Raw genomic sequence first — 25,390 nt, 5'->3', positions numbered from 1 at the left:
AGCTACGCGAGGCCATTGGGCGTCGGCGGCAAATGGGCGCACAGGATAACACCGCACCTACGTGCGTCGCAGTTGACGAAGATCAAGCTTAGGAGTCCGATAGGGGGCTACGCGATTCGAACCCAGGAGAAGTGCAGATGGCCAAACGTATCCAGTTCAGCGCCCATGGCGGCCCCGAAGTGCTTGAGTATGTGGACTACACGCCGGCCGAGCCTGGCCCGCAGCAGGTTCGCGTGCGTAACGAGGCGATCGGCCTGAACTTCATCGACACCTATTTCCGCAGCGGCCTGTACGCGCCGCCGGCCTTGCCATCGGGGCTGGGCGCAGAAGGCGCCGGCGTGGTCGATGCCGTCGGCAGTGAAGTCACCCAATTCAAAGTCGGCGACCGCGTGGCCTACGGCAGTGGCCCGTTGGGCGCCTACAGCCAATTGCATGTGTTGCCCGCCGCCAACCTGGTGCACTTGCCGGACGATATCAGCTTCGAACAGGCCGCCGGCGCCATGCTCAAGGGCCTGACCGTGCAGTATCTGCTGCGACAGACCTATGAACTCAAAGGCGGTGAAACCATCTTGTTCCACGCGGCTGCCGGCGGCGTAGGCTCCCTGGCGTGCCAGTGGGCGAAGGCCCTGGGCGTCAAGCTGATCGGAACGGTGAGCTCGCCGGAAAAAGCTGCCCTGGCCAAATCCCTCGGCGCCTGGGAAACCATCGACTACAGCAAGGAAAACGTCGCCCAGCGCGTGCTGGAATTGACCGACGGCAAAAAGGTGCCGGTGGTGTATGACGGTGTTGGCAAGGACACCTGGCTGACCTCGCTGGACAGCGTGGCGCCCCGTGGGCTGGTGGTGAGCTTCGGCAATGCGTCAGGCGCGGTGGATGGGGTGAACCTGGGGATCCTGTCGGCCAAGGGCTCGCTGTACGTCACCCGGCCGACCTTGGCGACCTATGCCAACAACCCGCAGAACCTGCAGGCGATGGCCGATGACCTGTTCTCGATGATCAAGAGCGGCAAGGTGCGCATTGATATCAACCAGCGGTACTCGCTGGCAGAGGCAGCCAAGGCGCAGACTGAGTTGTCGGCACGGCGCACGACGGGGTCGACCATTCTGCTGCCGTAAGCCAATCGATATCTGGAGTCTATAAGGGCCTCATCGCGGGCAAGCCCGGCTCCCACATTTGACCGCGTTGTCATGAATGACGCGGATCAGGGGTGGGAGCCGGGCTTGCCCGCGATGGCCGCACCTCGGTCTCAGGAAGGCCGCACAACCTCGCCGGTCACCAGGTCGCGAATCAGGCTGGGGTTCTTGCGCCCCCCCAGGGCGCCGCCCAACACCAGGTCCACCTGGCCACGGAAGTACTGCTCCACGCGAATCCGCGTACGCGCAGCCGGGCGACCCTGAGGGTTGGCCGAGGTGGAAATCAACGGCCCCACCAGCGAGCACAAGTCCCGCACCAGCGGATGGTCCGTCACCCGCAGCGCCACCGTGTCATGCACACCTGTCACCCATTCCGGCAGCAAGTCCTGATGGGGCACCAGCCAGGTATTCGGCCCGGGCCAGGTGGCGGCCATGCGGTCGATCCACTCTTGCGGGAAGTCTTCGAAGAGAAAGTCGAACTGGCGGATGCTGTCCGCCACCAGGATCAGGCCCTTGTCCACCGAGCGATTCTTGATGGCGAGCAAACGGTCCACTGCTTCTTCGTTCCACGGGTCGCAGCCCAGGCCCCAAACCGCTTCGGTTGGGTAGGCAATCACCGCGCCTGCGCGAATTTCTCGTGCGGTTTCCAGCACACGCCACCGGTTGACCATTGTTCACTCTCCAGACTAAAGCTCTGCGCAGTTTACCGATCTTCGTTACAAAACCTAGCAGCGCGCAAGCCAGCGCCCGCTTTCGCAGATGACCTGGCCTTCAAGCTCCAGCTCCGTAAGCGTCGCCAACACCTGGGACAACGGCCGCCCGCTGGCAATCGCCAGCGCTTCACTGCTGTGCGGCGCCGCGTGCAGCAGCGCTACCAGCGGATGGGTCACCGGCATCGGCGCCGGACGGGACAGCGCGTGCCAGCCGCGCAAGCCTTCAAGAATGTGCTCGATGGTTTCCACCAATACCGCACCGTCGCGAATCAACTGATGGCAACCCTTGGCGCCGGGGTGATGGATGGAGCCCGGAATCGCGTACACCTCACGACCCTGCTCGGCCGCCAGCTTGGCCGTAATCAGCGAACCACTGGCCATGCTCGCTTCCACCACCAATACGCCAAGGGACAGGCCACTGATGATGCGGTTACGCCTGGGGAAATTGGCCGCCTGAGGCGGAGCGTCCAGCGGAAACTCGGAAACCACGGCGCTGCCCTGGTCAATCATCGCCGCCGCCAGCCGTCGGTGGCGCTGTGGATAAAAATTTTCGAGCCCGGTGCCGAGGACGCCGATTGTCTGGCCGCCCACGTCCAATGCGGCTTGATGGGCGGCGCCGTCAATACCCAAGGCTAGGCCGCTGGTGATGACAAAACCCGCGCTCGCCAGGCTGCGGGAAAACGCAGCGGCGGTGTCCATGCCAGGACGGGATGCGCGGCGGCTTCCCACCATCGCCAGTTGCGGTTTTTCCAGGATCAGAGGGTCACCCGCGACGAACAACAGCGGCGGCGCGTCGTCAATCTGGGCGAGCAGTGCGGGGTACTCCGGTTGGTCCCACATCAGCAAATGCTGGGTAGGGCACCCCAGCCAGGCCAATGCCGCGCTGGCGCCCTCGCGGATTTCATGGCTGCGCCGGGCATCGGCGCTGATGGCCGGCAACCCGAGCGAACGCCAGGCACTGGCGGGAGCACTGATTGCCTTTGACGCAGAGCCGAACGCTTCGATCAATAAGCGAAAACGCTTGGGGCCCAGTTCCGGCAGCCTGTGCAAGCGTAGTCGGGCTTCCAGTTCTGACGGGGATATTTCATGACTGTTTATCGGATTCATTTGATCATCCTTGACCGGAACAAGCTGTGGATAACTCTGTTGGTAACTTATTTAGCAACCTATTCATTGTGTTTGATGGGCAGTCTCGAAACGGTCCATCACCGCCAGCGGTCGCGAGGCATTGAGGATCAGGCCGTAACTGAGCTTTTCGTAGGTGCGAAATACCAGCAGGGTGCCGGCACGTTCATCGGGGAGTCGGGTCGGCGTGCCGGTGAGGCTGTCGCGCACGGTTGCGCCAGCCTTGATCACGCTGAGCAGTTGGCCTTCGACCAGGCCGTCACGGCGGCCTTTGTTCAGGGTGACAGCATCGAGCACGCCGATCTGGGCGACACCCTTGGGGATATCAATGATGTGCCCTTCGATGAAGGGCGCCGTTGAAATGACCTCCAGGGAGGCCGGATCGACAGGAGATTGCGCGCGTAGCAGGCGGTCACCCGGGCGCACCTCCTGGGTCACTCGCTGCACGGCCAGGGTGGTGAGGTCGCCAGCCGTGACGAAACGGGCAGTGCCGATATCGTCGGCGTTGATGCCCAGTAGTTCTTGGGTCTGCGGGTCGGTGTAGACCTTGCCGCGTCGGAATATTCCGTAATGGGGTTGGGAAGGATCCAGGTTGCCCCTGGCATGCACCCGCTCACCGTTGCCCCCCAGCACTCGACCCGCATCAGCGGCAACAATGTACGGCGCGCTGTCCAGGTCCTGTGGCGAATCAAGAATGCGGTTGTGCAGTAAAAAGCGCTGGATGGCCTGTTGTGTCGATTGATCCAGGCGCTGGACGGGCTGGGGCAGCAGGGCCATGGCAAACGGGGCCCACAGCAGCAAGACGAGTAGCGATTTCCTCATGGGGTGAATCTCCTTTATTATGTGCGTTCGCGTGAAATGCCAGGGCCTTCGCGGCTTCGGGGCGTTTCACACCGGCTGTCTGGGTCCATCCCAACGCCGATTTGCCTTTACCTCACATGTGCAGCAATTACGCTTATGGCTATTTTGAACATCCTCGAATTTCCCGACTCGCGTTTGCGCACGATCGCCAAGCCGGTGGCCGTAGTGGACGACAAGGTTCGTCAGTTGGTCGATGACATGTTTGAAACAATGTATGAAGCCCCGGGCATCGGCCTCGCCGCGACCCAGGTCAACGTACACCTGCGTGTCGTGGTCATGGACCTGTCGGAAGATCGCAGCGAACCGATGGTGTACATCAACCCCGAGTTCGAACCGCTGACCGACGAGATGGGCGAGTACCAGGAAGGCTGCCTGTCGGTGCCCGAGTTCTACGAGAACGTCGAGCGCCCGCTGCGCGTGAAGATCAAGGCCCTGGACCGCGACGGCAAGCCGTTCGAGCTGATTGCCGAAGGCCTGCTGGCGGTGTGCATTCAGCACGAATGCGACCACCTCAACGGCAAGCTGTTTGTCGATTACCTGTCCACGCTCAAGCGCGACCGGATCAAGAAGAAGCTGGAAAAAAAGCATCGCCAGCAAGCTTGATGCCCTTCTTCCAAAGGCTTGCTGCGGCAAGCCTTTTTCTTTTGTGACTGCTTTTAACCGAGACCTCCCATGACCGAGCCACTGCGCATTGTTTTTGCCGGCACTCCAGAATTCGCCGCCGAACACCTCAAGGCCCTGCTTGCCAGCCCTTATGACATCGTCGCGGTGTACACCCAGCCGGATCGCCCGGCCGGTCGCGGGCAAAAACTGATGCCAAGCCCGGTCAAGCAGCTGGCGCTGGAGCACAATGTTCCCGTGCTGCAGCCGCCGACCCTGCGTAATACCGAAGCCCAAGCCGAGCTGGCAGCACTGAAGCCTGACCTGTTGGTGGTCGTAGCCTACGGCTTGATCCTGCCGCAAGTGGTGCTGGATATCCCGCGCCTGGGCTGCATCAACAGCCATGCCTCGCTGCTGCCACGCTGGCGCGGTGCGGCGCCGATCCAACGTGCCGTGGAAGCCGGCGACAGCGAAAGCGGCGTGACCGTGATGCGCATGGAGGCGGGCTTGGACACCGGCCCGATGCTGCTCAAGGTCACCACCCCGATCACCGGCGAAGACACCGGCGGCAGCCTGCACGACCGCCTCGCCGAACTGGGCCCGCCCGCCGTGATCCAGGCCATCGCCGGCCTGGCCGCCGGCACCCTGGAGGGCGAAGTCCAGGACGACAGCCTGGCCACCTACGCCCACAAACTGAACAAAGACGAAGCGCGTATCGACTGGAGCCGCCCGGCCGTGGAGCTGGAACGCCTGGTACGTGCCTTCAACCCCTGGCCGGTCTGCCACAGCACCCTCAATGGCGAAGCCGTAAAAGTGTTGGCCGCCAAACTCGCCGAGGGCAAAGGCGTTCCGGGTGAAATCATCGGCGCCAGCAAGGACGGCCTGCTGGTCGCATGCGGCGAGCAGGCGCTGTGCCTGACCCGTCTGCAATTGCCCGGTGGCAAGGCGCTTAATTTCAGTGATTTGTTCAACAGCCGTCGTGAAAAATTTGCCCTGGGCACCATCCTCGGGACAGCCCAATGAACCCACGTCTGGCTGCCGCCAAGGCTCTCGCCGCCGTCCTCAACGGCAAGGCGTCGCTGAACAGTTCATTGCCGACCCAGTTGGACAAGGTCGAAGACCGCGATCGCGGTTTCACCCAGGACCTGGCCTTCGGCACCGCGCGCTGGCAGCCACGCCTGTCGGCACTGGCGGCCAAGTTGCTGCAGAAGCCGTTCAAGGCCGCCGATGCCGACGTGGAAGCGCTGCTGCTGGTGGGCCTCTATCAGTTGCTCTACACCCGTGTGCCGGCCCACGCAGCCATCGGCGAGACGGTCGGTTGCGCCGACAAACTGAAAAAGCCCTGGGCCAAGGCCCTGCTCAACGCCGTGCTGCGCCGCGCCCAGCGCGAAAGCGAAGCGCTGCTGGCCGAGCTGGAACATGACCCGGTGGTGCGTACCGCTCACCCGCGCTGGCTGCAAAAATCCCTGAAGGCGTTCTGGCCCGAACAGTGGGAAGCCATCTGCGCGGCTAACAATGCGCATCCGCCGATGATCCTGCGGGTCAACCGCCGTCACCACAGCCGTGACGCCTACCTGCAATTGCTCACGACCGCCGGCATCAATGCCACGCCCTGCGTGTACAGCGTCGACGGCATCGTGCTCGAAGCGGCCACCGATGTGCGCAACCTGCCGGGCTTTGCCGAAGGCTGGATCAGCGTGCAGGACGAGGCCGCACAACTGGCTGCCGACCTGCTCGACCTGGCACCGGGCCAACGCGTCCTCGACGCCTGCTGCGCGCCAGGCGGTAAGACGTGTCACATTCTGGAGGTCGAAAAGGACTTGGCCGGTGTCGTCGCCGTCGACCTGGAAGCCAAGCGCCTGGTGCGCGTGCGTGAAAACCTGACGCGCCTGGGCCTCAGCGCCGAGCTGATTGCCGCCGACGGCCGTGACACCGCGACGTGGTGGGACGGCAAACCCTTCCAGCGCATCCTGCTCGATGCACCCTGTTCCGCCACCGGCGTAATCCGTCGCCACCCGGACATCAAGCTCACCCGCCAACCCGATGACATCGCCGCCCTGGCCGTGCTGCAGGGCGAGTTGCTCGACGCGATGTGGTCGACCCTGGAAGTCGGCGGCATCCTGCTCTACGCCACCTGCTCCACCTTGCCGACGGAAAACACCGAGGTGATCGAAGCCTTCCTCGCCCGCACCAGCGGCGCACGGGAGCTGGACCTCGCCACCGCTGCTGGCATCAAGCAGCCCCACGGTCGCCAGTTGCTCGCGCAAGAAGGCGGACACGATGGCTTCTACTACGCCAAACTGATCAAGATCGCCGCCGCGCGCGGCTGAACGGGTTAAAGGGAGTGACCGGATGAAAATCATCATCCTTGGGGCAGGGCAGGTTGGTGGCACCTTGGCCGAACATTTGGCCAGCGAAGCCAACGACATCACCGTGGTCGACACCGACAGCGAGCGCCTGCGCAACCTCGGCGACCGCCTCGACATCCGCACCGTACAAGGCCGCGCCTCGTTCCCGACCGTGCTGCGCCAGGCCGGTGCGGATGACGCCGACATGCTGGTGGCCGTGACCAACAGTGACGAAACCAACATGGTCGCCTGCCAGGTGGCCCACACCCTGTTCCACACGCCGACCAAGATCGCCCGCGTACGCGAAGCGGCCTACCTGACACGCGCCGGGCTGTTCGACAACGACGCGATTCCGGTAGACGTACTGATCAGTCCGGAACAGGTGGTAACCCACTACATCAAGCGCCTGATCGAAATCCCGGGTGCTCTGCAAGTGATCGACTTTGCCGGCGGCAAGGCGCAACTGGTCGCGGTAAAGGCCTACTACGGCGGTCCGCTGGTGGGCCAGCAACTGCGCCAGTTGCGCGAGCATATGCCGAATGTGGAAACCCGCGTCGCGGCGATTTTCCGGCGTGACCGTCCGATCCTGCCCCAGGGCGATACGGTGATCGAGGCCGACGACGAAGTGTTTTTCATCGCCGCCAAGGCGAATATTCGCGCGGTGATGAGCGAAATGCGCCGCCTCGACGAAACCTACAAGCGCATCGTCATCGCCGGCGGTGGGCAGATCGGCGAGCGTCTGGCCGAAGCCATCGAAAGCCGCTACCAGGTCAAGATCATCGAGATGAGCCCGGCACGTTGCCGGCATTTGTCCGACACCCTGGACAGCACCGTCGTACTGCAAGGCAGCGCCTCGGACCGCGACCTGCTGATGGAAGAAAACATCGCCGACGCCGACATCTTCCTGGCACTGACCAACGATGACGAAGCCAACATCATGTCGTCGTTGCTGGCCAAGCGGCTGGGGGCAAAGAAGGTGATGACCATCATCAACAACCCGGCCTACGTGGACCTGATCCAGGGCGGTGATATCGACATCGCCATCAGCCCGCAACTGGCCACCATCGGCACCTTGCTCGCCCACGTACGCCGTGGCGATATCGTCAGCGTGCACTCCCTGCGCCGTGGTGCGGCGGAAGCCATCGAGGCGATTGCCCATGGCGACTCCAAGTCGAGCAAGGTGATCGGCAAGGCCATCCGCGATATCGGCTTGCCGCCGGGTACCACCATTGGCGCGATCATCCGTGACGAAGAGGTGATCATTGCCCACGACGATACGGTGATCCAAACCGGGGACCATGTGATTCTGTTCCTGGTGGACAAGAAACATATCCGCGATGTGGAGAAGCTGTTCCACGTGGGGTTGAGCTTTTTCTGATCGAATGGAGTGAACGGCATGCTCGAATCCCTGGAGAAAATGCTCGCCAAGGGTGTGGATAACGCGCTGCTGCGGTTTGGCTTGGGCAAGGGTTATCTGGATCTGAAGGACAACGCCAAGGCGGCGGAGCATTTGAGCAAGTGCGTCGAGTTCGACCCGAAGTATTCGGCGGCGTGGAAGTTGTTGGGCAAGGCGCTGTTGGGGTTGGAAGATCGTGCAGCGGCGCGGCTGGCGTGGGAGAAGGGGATAGAAGCGGCGCTTGCTCACGGCGACAAGCAGGCAGAGAAAGAGATGACTGTGTTCCTGAAAAAACTCGATCGCCAAGCCTGAGCAGCACTTAAATGTGGGAGGGGGCTTGCCCCCGATGGCAGTGTGTCAGTCGATACATATTTGACTGAGCAACCGCTATCGGGGGCAAGCCCCCTCCCACATTGGTTTTGCGTTGATCTTGAATCAGTACCAGCGCTCTTCACCCGGCGGGCGTTTCTTGAAGCGCTTCATGCTCCACATGTACTGGCTCGGGTAGGCACCGACGTAACGTTCCACCACCTTGCTCATCGCCGCGCAGGACGTGGCGGTATCGGTGCTGTACATGTCTTCCGGCGCCGCTTCCAGAATCACCTTGTAGCCCGAGCCATCCGGCAGCCGCAGTGCATGCAGGAACACGCCCACCGCCTTGTGACCAGCGAGCATGTTCGGCACGAACTTGCTGGTGAGCGCCTGGGTGGCGAAGAACGGCACGAAGATCCCGGCGGATTCGGCCGGCTCCGGATCGGCGGGAATCCCCACCTGGCCGCCCTTGCGCACTTCCTTGATCACGCTGAGGATGCCTTCCTTGGTCGACGCGGCCACGCGGTTACCCAGTTGCACGCGCTGCTTGCGCAGCAGCTCATCCACCGCCTTGAGCTTGGGCGGCCGGTAGAAAATGATCGGCTTGCACTGGCTGCAATAGAAGTGGTTGAGCACTTCCCAGTTGCCCAGATGGCTGGTGATGCCGACCACGCCTTTGCCCGAGGCCAGGGCTTCGTGCAGCACTTCCAGGCCTTCGACTTCACGTACCAGGTCGATGGAGCGCTGGGCCGGCCAGATCCAGGCGCAGGCGCTTTCGGTCAGGGACTTGCCGATGTCCATCAGGCTCTGGCCGACCAGGCGCTCACGGGCAGCCGGGTCCATGTCCGGGAAGCACTTGGAGAGGTTGATCCGCACCGTGTCACGGGAGCGGTTGGGGGTTTTCCACATGATCCAGCCGATGGCCGTGCCAACCGCCTGGACAGCGCGCCAGGGCAGCAGGGCAAACAACCGCAGAGCGCCTACCAGCAAGGCGCCTTTAAACTTTTCCACAGGTCACTCCTGATCGTGTGTGGTGCGCAAAGCGCGCATTCTAACCGGCGTTGGCCAAGTCCGCGTAACGGTCGCAGTCCTGAGTGTGGTCCATGACCATGCCCGAGGCCTGCATGAAGGCGTAGCAAATGGTCGGCCCGACGAAGGTGAAACCGGCTTTTTTCAGGGCCTTGCTCATGGCTTCGGCTTCGGGCGTGATCGCCGGGACTTCGCTGCGGTCCTTGAAGTGATTGACCTTGGGTTTGCCGCCGACGAAGGACCAGAGCAAACCCACCGGGTCCTCCAGCGCCAGCCAGGCAGCGGCGTTGCGCCGAGTGGCGTTGAGCTTCAGGCGGTTGCGCACGATGCCCGGATCGAGCATCAGCGCGTCTATCTCGGCGTCGCTCAGTTGGGCCAACCGCTGCGCATCAAACCCGAACAAGACCTTCCGATAATGCTCGCGTTTGCGTAAAACGGTGATCCAGGACAGGCCCGCCTGGAACCCTTCGAGCAAAAGCAACTCGAACAAACCCTGCGCATCGCGCAGCGGCGTTCCCCACTCCTGATCGTGATAAGCCATGTACAGCGGATCTTCAGAACACCAAAAGCAGCGTGGCATAAGGCTCCAGGGAGTGGTGGCGGGGCCGAATCGGGTATACTCCCGCTCTTTAAATCGCAGCCCAAGTAACAGGTGAATTTCGTGAGCCAGCCTACGCCAGCCGTGCGTACCTTCCAAGACTTGATCCTCGCCCTCCAGCAATACTGGGCCGAGCAAGGTTGTGTGGTACTTCAGCCCTACGATATGGAAGTAGGCGCCGGCACTTTCCACACCGCTACATTCCTGCGTGCCATCGGCCCGGAAACCTGGAACGCCGCTTATGTGCAGCCCAGTCGTCGCCCGACTGACGGCCGCTACGGCGAAAACCCGAACCGTCTGCAGCACTACTACCAGTTCCAGGTGGTATTGAAGCCGAACCCGGACAACTTCCAGGAACTCTACCTGGGCTCGCTCAAGCATGTGGGCCTGGACCCATTGGTCCACGACATCCGTTTCGTCGAAGACAACTGGGAATCGCCGACCCTGGGCGCCTGGGGCCTGGGCTGGGAAGTCTGGCTCAACGGCATGGAAGTGACGCAGTTCACTTACTTCCAGCAGGCCGGTGGTATCGAGTGCTACCCGGTGACCGGCGAGATCACCTACGGTCTCGAGCGCCTGGCCATGTACCTGCAGGGCGTGGACTCGGTCTACGACCTGGTGTGGGCTGACGGCCCGTTCGGCAAGGTCACCTACGGCGACGTGTTCCACCAGAACGAAGTGGAGCAGTCCACCTACAACTTCGAACACGCCAACGTCGACAAGCTGTTCGAACTGTTCGATTTCTACGAAAGCGAAGCCAAGCGCCTGATCGAGCTCGACCAGCCGCTGCCGTTGCCAAGCTATGAAATGGTGTTGAAGGCCTCCCATACCTTCAACCTGCTGGACGCGCGCCGTGCCATCTCGGTAACCGCGCGCCAGCAATACATCCTGCGTGTACGCACCCTGGCGCGTTCCGTCGCCCAAGCCTACCTGCTGGCTCGCGCCAAGCTGGGCTTCCCGATGGCCACCCCGGACCTGCGTGATGAAGTGTTGGCTAAGCTGGAGGCTGCACAATGAGTGCTCAAGATTTCCTGGTTGAACTGGGCACCGAAGAGCTGCCACCCAAGGCACTGAACACTCTGGCCGATGCGTTCCTGGCCGGTATCGAAAAGGGCCTGCAAACCGCCGGCCTGAAGTTCGCCGCGAAAAAAGTCTACGCCGCGCCGCGCCGCCTGGCCGTGTTGCTGACCGCACTGGAAACCCAGCAGCCGGACCGCAGCATCAACCTCGACGGCCCACCGCGCCAGGCCGCTTTCGACGCCGAAGGCAACCCGACCCAGGCTGCCCTGGGTTTCGCCAAGAAGTGTGGCGTGGAACTGAGTGAGATCGACCAGAGCGGCCCGAAACTGCGGTTCAGCCAGGTCATCACGGGCAAGCCGACCGCCAGCCTGCTGCCAACCATCGTCGAAGATTCGTTGAACGACCTGCCGATCCCCAAGCGTATGCGCTGGGGTGCACGCAAGGAAGAGTTCGTACGCCCAACCCAATGGCTGGTGATGCTGCTCGGTGACCAGGTCATCGACTGCACCATCCTCGCCCAGAAGGCCGGCCGTGACTCCCGTGGCCACCGCTTCCATCATCCGCAAGCGGTACGTATCACTTCGCCGGCCAACTACCTCAATGACCTGCGCGCTGCCTATGTGCTGGCTGATGCCAACGAGCGTCGCGAGCTGATCAGCAAGCGCACCGAAGAACTGGCCCGCCTGCAGGAGGGCACCGCCATCGTGCCGCCAAGCCTGCTCGACGAAGTGACCGCGCTGGTTGAATGGCCGGTGCCGCTGGTGTGCTCGTTCGAGGAGCGTTTCCTCGACGTGCCGCAGGAAGCCCTGATCACCACCATGCAGGACAACCAGAAGTACTTCTGCCTGCTGGACGTGGACGGTAAATTGCTGCCGCGCTTTATCACCGTGGCCAACATCGAGAGCAAGGACCCGCAGCAGATCATCGCCGGTAACGAGAAAGTCGTGCGCCCGCGCCTGACCGACGCCGAGTTCTTCTTCAAGCAAGACAAGAAACAGAAGCTGGAAGACTTCAACCTGCGCCTGCAGAACGTGGTATTCCAGGAAAAACTCGGCAGCGTCTACGACAAAGCTGTGCGGGTTTCCAAGCTGGCCGCCTACATTGCGCCGCGCATTGGTGGTGACTCCGCCTGGGCTGCCCGCGCTGGCCTGCTGTCCAAGTGCGACCTGGCCACCGAGATGGTCGGCGAGTTCCCGGAGATGCAAGGCGTAGCCGGTTACTACTACGCCCTCAACGACGGCGAGCCGGACGATGTGGCACTGGCCCTGAACGAGCAGTACATGCCGCGCGGTGCCGGCGCTGAATTGCCAAGCACCCTGACCGGTGCAGCCGTGGCCATCGCCGACAAGCTGGACACCCTGGTGGGTATCTTCGGTATCGGCATGTTGCCAACCGGCAGCAAAGACCCGTATGCCCTGCGCCGTGCGGCCCTGGGCGTGCTGCGTATCCTGATCGACAAAAAGCTGGACCTCGACCTGACCCAGGCCGTGGTGTTCGCGGTCGGCCAGTTCGGTGCCAAGGTCAAGCAGGCCGGCCTGGCCGAGCAAGTGCTGGAGTTTGTGTTCGACCGCCTGCGTGCGCGGTACGAAGACGAAGGCGTGGACGTGTCGGTGTACCTGTCGGTACGTGCCCTGCAGCCAGGTTCGGCGCTGGACTTCGACCAGCGCGTACAAGCCGTGCAGGCGTTCCGCAAACTGCCGGAAGCCGACGCCCTGGCCGCCGTGAACAAGCGTGTGTCGAACCTGCTGAGCAAGGCCGAAGGCCTGGGCAACGCTGACGTCGACCCTGGCCTGTTTGCCGATGCCAAGGAGTTCTCGCTGAACTCGGCCATCGCCAAGGCGGAAAACGCGGTGAAGCCGCTGATCGCTGAGCGCAACTACGCCGAAGCATTGGCGCGCCTGGCCACCTTGCGTGAGCCGGTGGATGCGTTCTTCGAAGCGGTGATGATCAATGCCGACGATGCCGGCGTGCGGAAAAACCGCTACGCCATGCTGGCGCGCCTGCGTGGCTTGTTCGTCAACATCGCTGACATTTCGACGCTGAGCTGACCATGTTGAAACTGCTGATTCTCGATCGGGACGGGGTGATCAACTACGACTCCGACGCTTACATCAAGTCGGTGGCGGAATGGATTCCACTGCCCGGCTCCATCGAGGCCATCGCGCAGTTGAGCAAAGCCGGCTGGACGGTGGCGATCGCCACCAACCAGTCCGGAATTGCTCGCGGGTACTACGACATCGCCACCCTGGACGCCATGCACGCACGCCTGCGTGCACTGGTGGCCGAGCAGGGCGGTGAGGTGGGGCTGGTGGTGTACTGCCCCCACGGGCCGGATGAGGGCTGCGATTGCCGCAAACCCAAGCCTGGCATGTTGAAAACCATTGCAGAACATTACAAGGTGCCCTTGGCTGGGCTATGGTTCGTCGGGGACAGCCTCGGTGACCTGGAGGCGGCCAAAGCCGTCGACTCTCAGCCAGTTTTGGTCAAGACCGGGAAAGGCGAAAAGACCCAGGCGAAAAACCTGCCGGTAGGCACCTTGATTTTTGACGATCTGGCGGCCGTTGCCGCAGAACTTATCAACAACTAGCCGCCCTCGACTTCCTGACCAAGGACTGTTCGGGAGTGCGCTTTTAACAGGCGGGCGTTGTCCCGCAACGGTAAATGCCGCCATGTCGATTTTGCAGGCCATCAGAACCTTTTTCTTTTACCTGCTGTTGGGCACCAGTTCGTTTCTCTGGTGCACCCTGAGCTTTTTTATTGCGCCCTTCTTGCCGTTCAAGGCGCGCTATCGCTTCATCAACGTTTACTGGTGCCGCTGCGCGCTGTGGCTGACCAAGGTGTTCCTGAACATCCGCTTCGAGATCAGGGGCGCGGAAAATGTCCCGGACCAGCCGTGCGTGATTCTGTCGAACCACCAGAGCACTTGGGAGACGTTCTTTCTCTCGGCGTACTTCTCGCCGTTGAGCCAGGTGCTCAAGCGTGAGTTGCTGTATGTGCCGTTCTTCGGCTGGGCCATGGCCATGTTGCGTCCGATCGCCATCGACCGCGACAACCCCAAGGCAGCGCTCAAGCACGTGGCCAAGAAGGGCGATGAACTGCTCAAGGATAACGTGTGGGTACTGATCTTCCCGGAAGGGACTCGCGTGCCCTACGGCACCGTAGGCAAGTTCTCACGCGGGGGTACGGCTTTGGCAGTCAACGCAAACTTGCCCGTGCTGCCGATTGCCCATAACGCCGGCAAGTTCTGGCCAAAGACCGGATGGGCCAAGCGCGAAGGCATCATCACCGTGGTGATTGGCGAACCGATGTACGCAGAAGGTGAAGGCCCACGTGCCATTGCAGCGCTGAATGACCGCGCTCAGGCGTGGAATGAAGCGCAGCAACGGGCAATGGGTTCGCTGCCGCCAGAGCCTGTTGTGGTCGACACGCCGGTGATCTGAGCATCTGTGGATAACCTGTGTACGGTTTGTTGGCGAATTGCGCTTTTTTAATCATAACAGCCTGATTTTATTGCATATTTCCCAAGCTCATAAAATCTCGGAAAAGGTGCATAAGTTTTTCCGCATAAAAAAACCGGTCCTTGCGACCGGTTTTTTATGCACAGCAGAAAAGTACGTTTTTTCAGTCTTCCAGCAGGGGTAGTTGCAGGCTGAACGTGGTGCCTTTGCCTACCACGCTTTCGCAACGGATATGTCCACCGTGGCGCTCGATTACCGCCTTGACCATGGTCAACCCCAACCCCAATCCTTCACTACCCTGAGCGGACTCAAAGCGCCGGTATTGGCTGAATAGCTCCGGCAAATCCTCTGCCGCAATCCCCGGCCCCTGGTCGCTGATACGGCATTCCAACCAGCCCTGCGCACTGCTGTGCCGCAACCTGACGGTGGTACCGGAAGAGGAGTATTTGATCGCGTTCTCCAGCACATTGAACAACGCACGAGTGAGCAGCGACTGGTCAGCGGAGACCATGCCCTCGTCGGCCTCATCCAGATCATGAACCAGGTGGATCCCCTTGAGCTGGGCGATCAGCGCCACCTGATCAAAGGCATCCATCACCAACATCGCAAACAGCGTCGGCTGGAACTGGTAACCGTCAGCTTCGGCCTTCGCCAGTTGCACGAAAGATTCGGTAAGGCCCAGGGCGCGGCGAACCTGTTGTTCTATCTGGGCGAAGACTGGGGACTCGCCGTTATGCACATCCAGCAGCGCGAGGATCGCCGAGTGCGGTGCACGCAAGTCATGAGAGAGGAAACGCAACATGGTTTCGCGGTGCTGTTGCGCATCACGCTCCTTGCTCAAATCCGTCAGGCTCAACAGCCAGCCCAGTGCAACATCACCCTCGGCCGGCAGCAAGGGTGCCAATTCCATGCGCAGGCTGCGTTGATGGATGTCGCGGAACTCGACCAGCTCCAGCGCCGAGAGGGCGGGGCGCACGCCATTGTGCAGCGGCGGGTAGCCCAGGTCGGCCAATTGTTCCAGCAGGTTTTCGGTGACCAGGTCATTGCCGAACACCTCGCGGGCAATGCGGTTTGCCAGCAGGATGTTACCCATGGGGTCGGTAATCAGCGTCGCTACCGGCAGGCACTCCAGGCCATCGGCCATGAAGCGCCGCGTATCCCGCGTGCGGCTTACGGCCTGCTCCAGGGCAAAGATACGCGCTTGCAGCACGTCGCCTTTGCTGGCGGGCGCACGGCGGCGTTCGGGCAGGACTTTGGGTTCGTTATCCAGGCGCGCCAACTCCCAGCCGAAGTAGGCGAGGATCACGCTCAGGCGACGCCAGTTCCAGATCAGGTAGCTGAGCAGCAAACCAATCAGACACGCGGCTGGCGACCACCAGTGGCCCAGGCGCAACAAGGCCCAGGCGCCGAGCAACGCAGCGATCATGCAGCCCAGGGTCATCCACAGTGCATAGCGCGGGCGAAAGAGCAGCAGGCCCAGCAACAATGCCACCAGGGAGGTCGCCATCAGCGCCGCGAGCCAGCCCGGCAGGTCGACAATGCTGCGACCTTGCAGCAAGCCGTTGAGCACATTTGCCTGGATTTCCACACCCGCCGTTGTACCGACCGTGGAGGAGAGGGGGGTGACGAACCGATCCCCCATACCGGAAGCCGTTGAACCCACCAGGATCAGGCGGCCTCGTAGCTGCTCGGGAGGAACCTCACCGCGCAATACGCTGACGTAGGACACGCTGGGGAAATGGGTATGGGGTGCGATAAACGGGATGCGGATGGCGTGTTCACGGTGCCAGTGTTGTGCGATCGCCTGCTGCGGCTCGCCCGGCATGTCCGATAGCTCGCCGCTCATCTCATAGGCCAGCCAGGCCAGTTGCGGTGCCGTCGTCTCGGGAGGGCCTTCACGTAGATACAGGCTGCGGACCACGCCGTCGCTGTCCGCTTCGACATTGATGTGGCCCACGCCCTTGGCGCACTTATGCAACGCCAGCATCTGACCACCGGGCTGGCTATAACTTGAAGTACCCTCACGTACCAGAGGCAGCAAGACGTTGCCTGCATTGCATACCGCTTCGGCCAAGCGTATGTCATTGGCGGGATCGCCGGGCTCACTGAAGATCACATCGAAGAGGATACCCGCCGGTTGACTGGCGCTGAGGCGGTCGATCAGGTCGGCGTGCAAGCTGCGTGGCCAGGGCCACTGGCCAAGCTTCTTCAGGCTGGCGTCATCAATGGTCACCAGCAGGATGCGCGGGTCTACAGGAAGCGGGGTAAGGCGCCGAAGGCTGTCGTACAGCGGATTATTCAACGCCAGGCCTGGGCTCAACGACAGATAGACGGTAACAGGCAGCAACAGCAACCCGATCCACAACCACTCGCGCACCAGGCCATGAAACAGGCGCTGGGCATGGGTGGGCTGGCGTTTTTCGGTCTTGCCCCAGAGCTTCATAGGTCAATGTGCCTGGGTGGTGGGTGGGTAGTAAAAGATGTCATAGACCCCGGTTTCTCCCTCCAGCCCGTTTTCATCGTAGGCCGAAAGGCGCACGTGGTAGAACGAGGCTTTGAGCCCAGTGAAGCTCATTTTCGGCGCACTGGAAAAGTTTTCCTGCTTGATGTCCATGAAGGCTTTGTCGGTAGCGACCTGTGCCCGGTATCGCTGGGCTCCGGGCAAAGGCCGGAGGTACAGGCTCCAGACCGGCGCATCGCCTTTCTGGCCGTCCTGACCCACGAGCTTCGGTGCAGCAAGTAGCTCAACCGGTTTCAGGTCTCCCTGCTTCCTGAACAGCAGACCTTGCCGGGCACCGATTTTTACCTCCTGTTCCATCGGCTGGTTTTTCGCCTCGCGGCTGACGGCAACCTGCCCATCCAACACTTCGAGCAGCGATTGCTCTGCGTCGTTACGCACCCGGAAATGCGTGCCGCGTACGCCCAACACCCCCACGGGGGTCACGATCTGAAAACGATCATGGTCGCTGGTACGCTTGATCACATACGCTTCCGCCTGACCTTGTTCGAGTACAACCTGGGGAATCGACAGCTTGCGCTCCAGATGCAATCGAACCTGTGAACTTGCGGGCAACACCACGCGGGATCCGTCACCGAGCAACAGGCTGACAAACGCCGACGCCGAGGTCTTCACGCCTTCCTGTTCATCAATGGTCATGCCTTCCAGCAAAAGGCTCGCCTGGCCCTTGGTATCAATTTTCCAGGCTTCCCCGGTGAGATGCTGAACCACCGCCGGCAGGGGCTGGGGGCGACACAGCATGTGATCATCGATATAAGGCGTGCGCGTCTTGCCAACCGCCCCTGCAGAACCGACAGCCATGATCAACAATGAGGGGAGGGCGCGGCACAGGCGGTTCGAAGAAAGGATCATGGTGCTCATCAAGATTGGGTTCCAGAAGGTATCTGACACCAGCACGCAGGAGTGTACGGCAGCGCATGCGTCGGCTGATCCTTTTCCTTATGGGCGGGAGCCGGTATCTTTCCCACATCGGTATCAAGGACTTTCAATGGGTTAATCGCACATTGATGCCAGCGTACCGAGAGATCCAAGGGGTCGACGGATCTGAACACAATTCTTCAGATTCAGAGACCGGCATCTGCGCAGTACGTGCCCATCACTAACCCGGCTGACGGCTGCCGTATTTTTCAAGAAGAAAGGACCCACCCATGCGTGTCGCAATACTGGATGACGAACCCGCGGAACTGCGACGGGTGGAACAGACACTGCGACAAATCCCCAGCACCGCCGAACAACCCTGGACCCTGCACTGCTTCGAACGCGGTGAAGACCTGCTACGCCAATTGCGCCGGGAAACCTTCGACCTGTTGATACTCGATTGGCAATTGCCGGATATCAGCGGTATTGCTCTGTTGCGCTGGACCCGTGAACACATGGAGTCGCCGCCTGCGGTCATCATGCTGACCAGCCGCGATGCAGAGAGCGATATCGTCACTGCGCTGAACAGTGGTGCCGATGATTATGTCAGCAAGCCCTTCCGTCCCAATGAACTGAAGGCGAGGGTGACGGCGGTTCTACGTCGCCACGGCCTGCAGAAATCAGCCAACCATGAAGTGCAGAGCTTCAACGACCTGACCTTTGATGATGCGGAGTTGACCGTGACCCGGGCGGGCAAACCGATCAACCTCACCGAACGCGAGTACCGTCTGGCCAGTTGCTTGTTTGCCAACCTGGCCCGACCGCTTTCCCGAGAGTATCTCTATGAGCGGTTTTGGACCCACGAAGAAATGGTGTCGTCGCGGCCGCTCGATACGCATATCTATCGACTGCGTAATAAGTTGGGACTGACCGCGGATAGGGGGTGGCAGCTGTTGACGATCTATGGGTACGGTTACCGATTGGAAAGTGTAGCGGTGCCCTCGCAACAGGGCTGAAAACCAGAATGTTCCACGTGGAGCATTCAGCAGACAGCGGATATTCACCCAATAAAAAAGGCCAACGCATAGCGTTGGCCTTTTGGGTTCAGCAGACTATCAGAATCAGAAGTCCAGGTTGGAGACCGCCAGGGCATTACTTTCAATGAAGTCACGACGAGGCTCGACCGCATCACCCATCAGGGTGTTGAAGATCTGGTCCGCGCCAATGGCGTCCTCGATGGTCACGCGCAGCATGCGACGCTGAGCAGGGTCCATGGTGGTTTCCCACAGCTGATCCGGGTTCATTTCACCCAGACCTTTGTAGCGCTGGATGGTATGGCGCTTGGTGCTTTCGGCCATCAGCCAATCGAGGGCTTCCTTGAATTCCTTGACCTGCTTCTTGCGTTCGCCACGTTGAATATAAGCGCCGTCGTCCAACAGGGTGCTCAGTTGCGCGCCCAGCGTTACTACGGTCTTGTAGTCATTGCTGCCGAAGAAGTCGCGGTTGAAGGTGACGTAGTTCGACAGGCCGTGGGAGATCAGTTCGACCTCTGGCAGCCATACGTTACGTTCACGGTCTTCACGCAGGCTGGCTTTGTACACCAGGCCGGACTTCTCGACAGTGCGCAGACGCACTTCGTACTGGGCCAGCCAATCCTGCATGTGCGCGTGGTCGCCCAGTTGCTCCAGGCTGACGGCTGGCAGGTAGATGAAGTGCTCGGTCAACTCCTGAGGGTACAGGCGCGACAGACGCTTGAGGGTCTTCATCACCATGCGGAAGTCGTTAACCAGACGCTCCAACGCTTCACCGGAGATACCCGGAGCCTCATCGTTCAAGTGCAGGCTGGCATCTTCCAGGGCCGACTGCGTCATGTACTCTTCCATGGCGTCGTCGTCTTTGATGTATTGCTCTTGCTTGCCTTTTTTGACTTTGTACAACGGCGGCTGGGCGATGTAGATGTAGCCACGTTCGATCAGCTCCGGCAACTGACGGAAGAAGAAGGTCAGCAGCAGGGTCCGGATGTGCGAACCGTCGACGTCAGCATCGGTCATGATGATGATGTTGTGGTAGCGCAGCTTGTCGATGTTGTACTCGTCGCGGCCGATACCGCAGCCCAATGCTGTGATCAAGGTGCCAACTTCCTGGGAAGAAATCATCTTGTCGAAGCGCGCCTTCTCGACGTTGAGGATCTTACCCTTCAACGGCAGGATGGCCTGGGTGCGACGGTTACGACCCTGCTTGGCGGAACCGCCAGCAGAGTCACCTTCCACCAGGTACAGTTCGGAGAGGGCAGGGTCCTTCTCCTGGCAGTCAGCCAGTTTGCCCGGCAGGCCAGCGATATCCAGCGCACCTTTACGACGGGTCATCTCACGTGCTTTACGCGCCGCTTCACGGGCACGTGCAGCGTCGATCATCTTGCCAACGACCAGCTTGGCTTCGTTCGGGTTCTCCAGCAGGAAGTCGGAGAAATACTTGCCCATTTCCTGTTCAACGGCAGTCTTCACTTCGGAAGACACCAGCTTGTCTTTGGTCTGGGAGCTGAACTTGGGATCCGGCACTTTCACCGAAATAATCGCGGTCAGGCCTTCACGCGCATCATCACCGGTGGTGGCGACTTTGTGCTTCTTGGCCAGGCCTTCGGCCTCGATATAGGTATTCAGGTTACGCGTCAGTGCGGAACGGAAACCCACCAGGTGAGTACCGCCGTCGCGCTGAGGAATGTTGTTGGTGAAGCACAACAGGTTCTCGTTGAAACTGTCGTTCCACTGAAGGGCGATTTCCACGCCAATGCCGTCTTCACGCTGGATGTTGAAGTGGAACACCTGGTTCACCGCAGTCTTGTTGGTGTTCAGGTATTCAACGAACGCACGCAAGCCGCCTTCGTACTTGAACAGCTCTTCCTTGCCGCTGCGCTCGTCCTTGAGGACGATACCCACGCCGGAGTTAAGGAACGACAGTTCACGAATCCGCTTGGCCAGGATGTCCCAGCTGAAGTGGATATTCTTGAAGGTTTCAGCCGATGGCTTGAAGTGGATCTGGGTACCGGTGGTTTCACTGTCGCCGACGATTTTCATCGGTTCTTGTGGAACACCGTGGACGTACGTCTGTTCCCAGATCTTGCCGCTACGGCGCACGGTCAGGATCAGCTCTTCGGACAGTGCGTTCACTACCGAAACGCCAACACCGTGCAAACCACCGGAGACCTTATAGGAGTTGTCGTCGAACTTACCGCCGGCGTGGAGCACGGTCATGATGACCTCCGCCGCCGAGACGCCTTCTTCTTTGTGCACGTCTACTGGAATACCGCGACCGTTGTCACGCACGGTAATAGACTCATCCGGGTGGATGATGATGCTGATGTCGTCGCAGTGACCGGCCAAAGCTTCGTCGATGGAGTTGTCGACCACCTCGAACACCATGTGGTGCAGACCGCTACCGTCATCAGTGTCGCCAATGTACATACCGGGACGTTTGCGTACGGCATCCAAACCTTTCAGCACTTTAATGCTGGTCGAGTCGTACGTGTTTTCTTCGCTCATGCCTTCACTCCCGATGGTCGTGGGTCTGGGTGATACGGCCTTGTTCCACGTGGAACAAAGCGACTGGCGTTTCCGTCTGCCAGCCTTCCCTCAATAATTCGTGGTCTACACAAGTGATAAACACCTGGCAGCGTAATTCTTCCAACAAGCGGCATAGCGCGTGGCGGTGCTGCTCGTCGAGTTCCGACGGCAAGTCGTCCACCAGATAAATACACTGACCGCGCCGGGCTTGGCTCACTAAGTGGCCCTGGGCAATACGCAGTGCGCACACCACCAACTTCTGCTGGCCACGGGACAAAATGTCCGCAGCATTGTGAGCGCCTAATCTAAGGCGCAAATCAGCCCGTTGTGGTCCGGCCTGGGTATGGCCAATTTGCTGATCCCGCTGCAGGGACGTCGCGAGCACTGCACTCAGCTCACGCTCTTTGTCCCAACCACGGTAGTAGCTCAGCGTCAGCCCTTCGAGGTCCAACAACTCACTCAAGGTCTGCTCAAAGACTGGTTTCAAGGCTTTGATATAGGCGCGGCGGTATTCATCTATTTCGTCGCTGGCCAGGCACAGTTCACGGTCCCAGGCCGCTTGCGAAGCGGCGTCAAGTGTACCATGCCGCAGCCATGAGTTCCGCTGCCGCAGGGCCTTCTGCAAGCGCTGCCACGTGGCCATGAAACGTGGTTCCACGTGGAACACTCCCCAATCGAGGAATTGCCTGCGGATTTTCGGGGCACCCTCCAACAAACGAAAGCTGTCGGGGTTGATCAATTGCAGCGGCAGAATTTCCGCCAGCTGCGCGGCACTGCGAGCATTTTGCCCGTCAATGCGGATTTGGAACTCTCCACCGCGATCTCGGGATATGCCCAGGCTGCTATGCCCACCTTCCGCCAGTTCGACCTGGCCAAACACCGTGCACGCCAATTGTTCGTACTGGATGACGGGTAACAGGCGAGCGCTGCGGAAGGAACGGGCAAGCCCCAACAGATGAATGGCTTCCAGCACGCTGGTTTTGCCACTGCCGTTAGCGCCGTGGAGGATATTGATGCGGGGAGAGGGGGAGAAGGTCACCGGGTGCAGATTGCGCACCGCGGTGACAGAGACGCGACTGAGGGACATCTAGCTTCTGCTGAGCATGGTTACAGGCGCATCGGCATGACTACGTAAGCCGAGTCATCGTTGTCGGATTCCTGCACCAGGGCGCTGCTATTGGAGTCCGACAGAATCAGACGAACCTGTTCGGTGGTCATCACACCCAGTACGTCCAACAGATAGCTCACGTTGAAGCCGATTTCCAGCGAACCGCCGTTGTAGTCAACGCCCACTTCTTCTTCCGCTTCTTCCTGCTCCGGGTTGTTCGCCTGGATTTTCAACTGACCGTTGGCCAGTTGCAGACGGATACCACGGTACTTCTCGTTGGACAGGATCGCGGTACGGCTGAACGCTTCACGCAGCGCTTGGCGATCGCCCAGCACCAGCTTGTCGCCACCTTTAGGCAACACGCGCTCGTAATCCGGGAACTTGCCGTCAACCAGCTTGGAAGTGAAAGTGAATTCGCCGGTAGTCGCGCGGATATGGTGCTGCCCCAGCACGATGCTGACGTTGCCTTCCGGTTCTGTAAGCAGACGCGCCAGCTCAAGGATACCCTTGCGCGGCACGATCACCTGGTGACGATCCGGTTGGCCGATATCGGCACGCATCGAACACATCGCCAGACGGTGACCGTCGGTGGCCACCGCGCGGATAATACCTTCCGACACTTCCAACAGCATGCCGTTGAGGTAGTAGCGTACATCCTGCTGAGCCATGGCGAAGCTGGTGCGCTCGATCAAGCGACGCAGCTTGCTCTGATCCAGGCTGCACGTCAGAGAACCCGGGCCTTCTTCAACCGTCGGGAAATCATTTGCCGGCAAGGTGGACAAGGTGAAGCGGCTGCGGCCGGCCTTGACGACCAACTTGGCTTCATCAACCTTGATGTCGATCAACGCATCGTTCGGCAGGCTTTTGCAGATGTCCATCAGCTTGCGCGCCGGCACGGTGATCTCGCCAGGCTCGGCGGGTTCTTCCAGCTGTACACGGCCGACCAGCTCGACTTCCAGGTCGGTACCGGTCAGGGACAATTGCTGGCCTTCGACGACCAGCAATACGTTAGAGAGCACCGGCAAGGTCTGTCGGCGCTCGACGACGCCTGCGACCAGTTGCAGGGGTTTCAACAGGGCTTCGCGTTGAATGGTGAAATGCATGGTCTAGTCCCTTGCCTTAATAAGCTGCGCTGGTGTCATCAAGTAGTCAGTGTACGCAGCAGGTTCTTGTAGTCCTCGCGAATATCCGCGTCGGATTCCTTAAGTTCGTTGATCTTGCGGCACGCGTGCAAGACCGTGGTGTGGTCGCGTCCGCCAAACACATCACCGATTTCCGGCAGGCTGTGGTTGGTCAACTCCTTGGAGAGCGCCATGGCCACCTGACGGGGACGTGCAACCGAGCGCGAACGGCGCTTGGACAACAGGTCGGAAATCTTGATCTTGTAGTACTCGGCCACGGTGCGCTGGATGTTATCCACACTCACCAGTTTGTCCTGCAGCGCCAACAAGTCTTTGAGGGATTCGCGAATCAGCTCGATGGTGATGTCGCGGCCCATGAAGTGTGAGTGCGCGATGACCCGCTTGAGTGCACCTTCGAGCTCACGCACGTTGGAGCGGATGCGTTGGGCGATAAAGAAGGCGGCATCGTGTGGCAGATCGACTTTGGCCTGATCGGCCTTTTTCATCAGGATCGCTACGCGGGTTTCAAGCTCCGGCGGCTCTACCGCAACAGTCAGGCCCCAGCCGAAGCGCGACTTCAGGCGTTCTTCCAGGCCTTCGATTTCCTTCGGATAACGGTCGCTGGTCAAGATGACCTGCTGACCACCTTCGAGCAGGGCGTTGAAGGTGTGGAAAAACTCTTCCTGGGAACGCTCTTTACGGGCAAAGAATTGAATGTCATCGATCAGCAACGCATCAACCGAGCGGTAGAACCGCTTGAACTCGTTGATCGCGTTGAGCTGCAAGGCCTTGACCATGTCTGCCACGAAACGCTCCGAGTGCAGGTACACGACCTTGGCATTCGGGTTCTTCTTTAATAGGTGGTTACCCACAGCGTGCATCAAGTGAGTCTTACCCAAGCCAACGCCACCATAAAGGAAGAGCGGGTTGTAACCATGCTTGGGGTTATCGGCGACCTGCCAGGCGGCTGCGCGAGCCAACTGGTTGGATTTACCTTCGACAAAGTTCTCGAAGGTGAACGTACGGTTCAGGTAGCTGGTGTGCTTGAGCGCGCCTTCGACCTGGACGGTGCGCTGTTCGGCGCGGACCGGGGCTTGCTGGGACGCGGCGCCTGCCATCGGGTCAAAGCTGTCGCGGGACGGCTCTTCATTTTCTGGCGCGCTTTTCCTCGCAGACGATTTGGATGACGCCGGTGCAGGAGCAGGCGCACTGACGGCCGGTGCGGCGGCTGCCTGGGCTTGCGACGCCGCAGCGGCCAATGGCGCATTCGGCGCAGCGCGAGGTGCAGAGCTGCGTTTGCTGCCTATTAATAAGGAGAGCACGGGCGCGAGGCCGTTGCCATGTTCATCGAGCAATTCCAGAACGCGGCTCAGGTACTTCTCGTTGACCCAATCGAGAACAAAACGATTGGGTGCGTAGACACGCAACTCGTCGCCTTCGGCTTCGACCTGTAGCGGACGGATCCAGGTGTTGAATTGCTGGGCAGGCAGCTCATCGCGCAAAAGCTCCACGCACTGCTGCCAAAGTTCCACTGACACGGATATCCCCTAAGTTGAAAGCCGGTGAGGCAAAAACAGCCGCCATTGTAGCGGCGAGCCGTCCACTTATCCACATGTAGCTTGATCACAGGCC

22 protein-coding genes are annotated in these 25,390 nt (G+C 60.5%); 11 read left to right on the top strand and 11 right to left on the bottom strand.

Annotated elements, in window-relative coordinates; all coding sequences use genetic code 11:
- Nucleotides 1-137: 137 nt before the first annotated feature.
- On the top strand, nucleotides 138-1,115 hold the full coding sequence (locus tag LUU92_RS00110; protein WP_071490905.1) for a quinone oxidoreductase family protein: 978 nt from the start codon (nucleotides 138-140) through the stop codon (nucleotides 1,113-1,115).
- Nucleotides 1,116-1,246: 131 nt separating this feature from the next.
- Here the strand turns inward: LUU92_RS00110 and tsaC are convergent, their stop codons facing one another.
- From tsaC to LUU92_RS00095, 3 genes are all read right to left on the bottom strand, one after another.
- Nucleotides 1,247-1,804 (bottom strand): L-threonylcarbamoyladenylate synthase type 1 TsaC, encoded by a 558-nt coding sequence (gene tsaC / locus LUU92_RS00105; RefSeq protein ID WP_071490904.1) that lies wholly within the window; start codon nucleotides 1,802-1,804, stop codon nucleotides 1,247-1,249.
- A 54-nt stretch (nucleotides 1,805-1,858) separates the two neighbouring features.
- Entirely contained in the window at nucleotides 1,859-2,953 is a 1,095-nt protein-coding gene (gene dprA, locus LUU92_RS00100; protein WP_222540702.1) for a DNA-processing protein DprA, read from the bottom strand.
- 63 nt (nucleotides 2,954-3,016) lie between these two features.
- Nucleotides 3,017-3,793, bottom strand: coding sequence for a peptidoglycan-binding protein (locus tag LUU92_RS00095; RefSeq protein ID WP_071490902.1), 777 nt, complete (start codon nucleotides 3,791-3,793; stop codon nucleotides 3,017-3,019).
- A gap of 135 nt (nucleotides 3,794-3,928) precedes the next feature.
- Here LUU92_RS00095 and def point away from each other — a divergent pair, with 135 nt between their 5' ends.
- The 5 genes from def to LUU92_RS00070 all read left to right on the top strand — a co-directional run bounded on the left by def (nucleotide 3,929) and on the right by LUU92_RS00070 (nucleotide 8,488).
- Nucleotides 3,929-4,435 carry a peptide deformylase gene (gene def, locus LUU92_RS00090; RefSeq protein WP_029290229.1) on the top strand — a complete coding sequence of 169 codons (507 nt, stop codon included), beginning with the start codon at nucleotides 3,929-3,931 and terminating at the stop codon, nucleotides 4,433-4,435.
- Nucleotides 4,436-4,504: 69 nt separating this feature from the next.
- Nucleotides 4,505-5,455, top strand: a complete 951-nt coding sequence (gene fmt, locus LUU92_RS00085; RefSeq protein WP_071490901.1) for a methionyl-tRNA formyltransferase — start codon at nucleotides 4,505-4,507, stop codon at nucleotides 5,453-5,455.
- Nucleotides 5,452-6,762 (top strand): 16S rRNA (cytosine(967)-C(5))-methyltransferase RsmB, encoded by a 1,311-nt coding sequence (gene rsmB, locus LUU92_RS00080; protein ID WP_071490900.1) that lies wholly within the window; start codon nucleotides 5,452-5,454, stop codon nucleotides 6,760-6,762. The genes fmt and rsmB overlap by 4 nt, the downstream gene beginning before the upstream one ends.
- Before the next feature lie 22 nt (nucleotides 6,763-6,784).
- The gene (trkA, locus tag LUU92_RS00075) at nucleotides 6,785-8,158 is read left to right on the top strand and encodes a Trk system potassium transporter TrkA (protein WP_071490899.1); all 1,374 of its coding nucleotides are present in this window, start codon (nucleotides 6,785-6,787) and stop codon (nucleotides 8,156-8,158) included.
- 18 nt (nucleotides 8,159-8,176) lie between these two features.
- Nucleotides 8,177-8,488 carry a hypothetical protein gene (locus tag LUU92_RS00070; protein WP_071490898.1) on the top strand — a complete coding sequence of 104 codons (312 nt, stop codon included), beginning with the start codon at nucleotides 8,177-8,179 and terminating at the stop codon, nucleotides 8,486-8,488.
- Between the two features lie 123 nt (nucleotides 8,489-8,611).
- Here LUU92_RS00070 and LUU92_RS00065 read toward each other — a convergent pair whose 3' ends face one another.
- Both LUU92_RS00065 and LUU92_RS00060 read right to left on the bottom strand, forming a co-directional pair.
- Complete coding sequence (locus LUU92_RS00065; RefSeq protein WP_071490897.1) at nucleotides 8,612-9,499, bottom strand: lysophospholipid acyltransferase; 888 nt, start codon at nucleotides 9,497-9,499, stop codon at nucleotides 8,612-8,614.
- Between the two features lie 40 nt (nucleotides 9,500-9,539).
- Entirely contained in the window at nucleotides 9,540-10,097 is a 558-nt protein-coding gene (locus LUU92_RS00060; protein ID WP_071490896.1) for a DNA-3-methyladenine glycosylase I, read from the bottom strand.
- Nucleotides 10,098-10,178: 81 nt separating this feature from the next.
- Between LUU92_RS00060 and glyQ the strand changes: the two genes are divergently transcribed.
- The 4 genes from glyQ (at nucleotide 10,179) to LUU92_RS00040 (ending at nucleotide 14,575) form a co-directional block, all read left to right on the top strand.
- On the top strand, nucleotides 10,179-11,132 hold the full coding sequence (gene glyQ, locus LUU92_RS00055) for a glycine--tRNA ligase subunit alpha (protein WP_003187265.1): 954 nt from the start codon (nucleotides 10,179-10,181) through the stop codon (nucleotides 11,130-11,132).
- Nucleotides 11,129-13,183: a glycine--tRNA ligase subunit beta gene (gene glyS / locus LUU92_RS00050; protein ID WP_257102978.1), complete on the top strand. Its 2,055-nt coding sequence runs from the start codon at nucleotides 11,129-11,131 to the stop codon at nucleotides 13,181-13,183. The genes glyQ and glyS overlap by 4 nt, the downstream gene beginning before the upstream one ends.
- Nucleotides 13,184-13,185: 2 nt before the next feature.
- Nucleotides 13,186-13,722, top strand: a complete 537-nt coding sequence (gene gmhB / locus LUU92_RS00045) for a D-glycero-beta-D-manno-heptose 1,7-bisphosphate 7-phosphatase (protein ID WP_170856039.1) — start codon at nucleotides 13,186-13,188, stop codon at nucleotides 13,720-13,722.
- Between the two features lie 82 nt (nucleotides 13,723-13,804).
- Nucleotides 13,805-14,575 carry a lysophospholipid acyltransferase family protein gene (locus LUU92_RS00040; protein ID WP_071490894.1) on the top strand — a complete coding sequence of 257 codons (771 nt, stop codon included), beginning with the start codon at nucleotides 13,805-13,807 and terminating at the stop codon, nucleotides 14,573-14,575.
- Between the two features lie 181 nt (nucleotides 14,576-14,756).
- On the opposite strand, the gene LUU92_RS00035 is transcribed toward LUU92_RS00040, so the two are convergent.
- Nucleotides 14,757-17,036, bottom strand: coding sequence for a CHASE2 domain-containing protein (locus LUU92_RS00035; RefSeq protein WP_257102977.1), 2,280 nt, complete (start codon nucleotides 17,034-17,036; stop codon nucleotides 14,757-14,759).
- A gap of 3 nt (nucleotides 17,037-17,039) precedes the next feature.
- Nucleotides 17,040-17,972, bottom strand: a complete 933-nt coding sequence (locus tag LUU92_RS00030; protein ID WP_071490892.1) for a FecR family protein — start codon at nucleotides 17,970-17,972, stop codon at nucleotides 17,040-17,042.
- A 287-nt stretch (nucleotides 17,973-18,259) separates the two neighbouring features.
- On the opposite strand from LUU92_RS00030, the gene LUU92_RS00025 reads away from it, so the two are divergent.
- Nucleotides 18,260-18,985: a response regulator transcription factor gene (locus LUU92_RS00025; protein ID WP_071490891.1), complete on the top strand. Its 726-nt coding sequence runs from the start codon at nucleotides 18,260-18,262 to the stop codon at nucleotides 18,983-18,985.
- 105 nt (nucleotides 18,986-19,090) lie between these two features.
- Here the strand turns inward: LUU92_RS00025 and gyrB are convergent, their stop codons facing one another.
- Genes gyrB through dnaA form a run of 4 tightly spaced genes read right to left on the bottom strand, consistent with a single transcriptional unit; the run spans nucleotide 19,091 to nucleotide 25,296 of the window.
- Nucleotides 19,091-21,508: a DNA topoisomerase (ATP-hydrolyzing) subunit B gene (gyrB, locus tag LUU92_RS00020; protein WP_025854386.1), complete on the bottom strand. Its 2,418-nt coding sequence runs from the start codon at nucleotides 21,506-21,508 to the stop codon at nucleotides 19,091-19,093.
- A gap of 4 nt (nucleotides 21,509-21,512) precedes the next feature.
- Complete coding sequence (gene recF / locus LUU92_RS00015; protein ID WP_058424369.1) at nucleotides 21,513-22,616, bottom strand: DNA replication/repair protein RecF; 1,104 nt, start codon at nucleotides 22,614-22,616, stop codon at nucleotides 21,513-21,515.
- A 20-nt stretch (nucleotides 22,617-22,636) separates the two neighbouring features.
- Nucleotides 22,637-23,740 (bottom strand): DNA polymerase III subunit beta, encoded by a 1,104-nt coding sequence (gene dnaN / locus LUU92_RS00010; RefSeq protein WP_058424368.1) that lies wholly within the window; start codon nucleotides 23,738-23,740, stop codon nucleotides 22,637-22,639.
- A gap of 38 nt (nucleotides 23,741-23,778) precedes the next feature.
- The gene (dnaA, locus tag LUU92_RS00005) at nucleotides 23,779-25,296 is read right to left on the bottom strand and encodes a chromosomal replication initiator protein DnaA (protein ID WP_222540694.1); all 1,518 of its coding nucleotides are present in this window, start codon (nucleotides 25,294-25,296) and stop codon (nucleotides 23,779-23,781) included.
- Between the last annotated feature and the right edge of the window lie 94 nt (nucleotides 25,297-25,390).

The organism is Pseudomonas extremorientalis (genome assembly GCF_024584605.1).
Taxonomy (GTDB): Bacteria; Pseudomonadota; Gammaproteobacteria; order Pseudomonadales; family Pseudomonadaceae; genus Aquipseudomonas; species Aquipseudomonas extremorientalis.
Note: the sequence above shows the minus strand (reverse complement) of the source record. Positions and strands in the feature narration are given on the sequence as shown.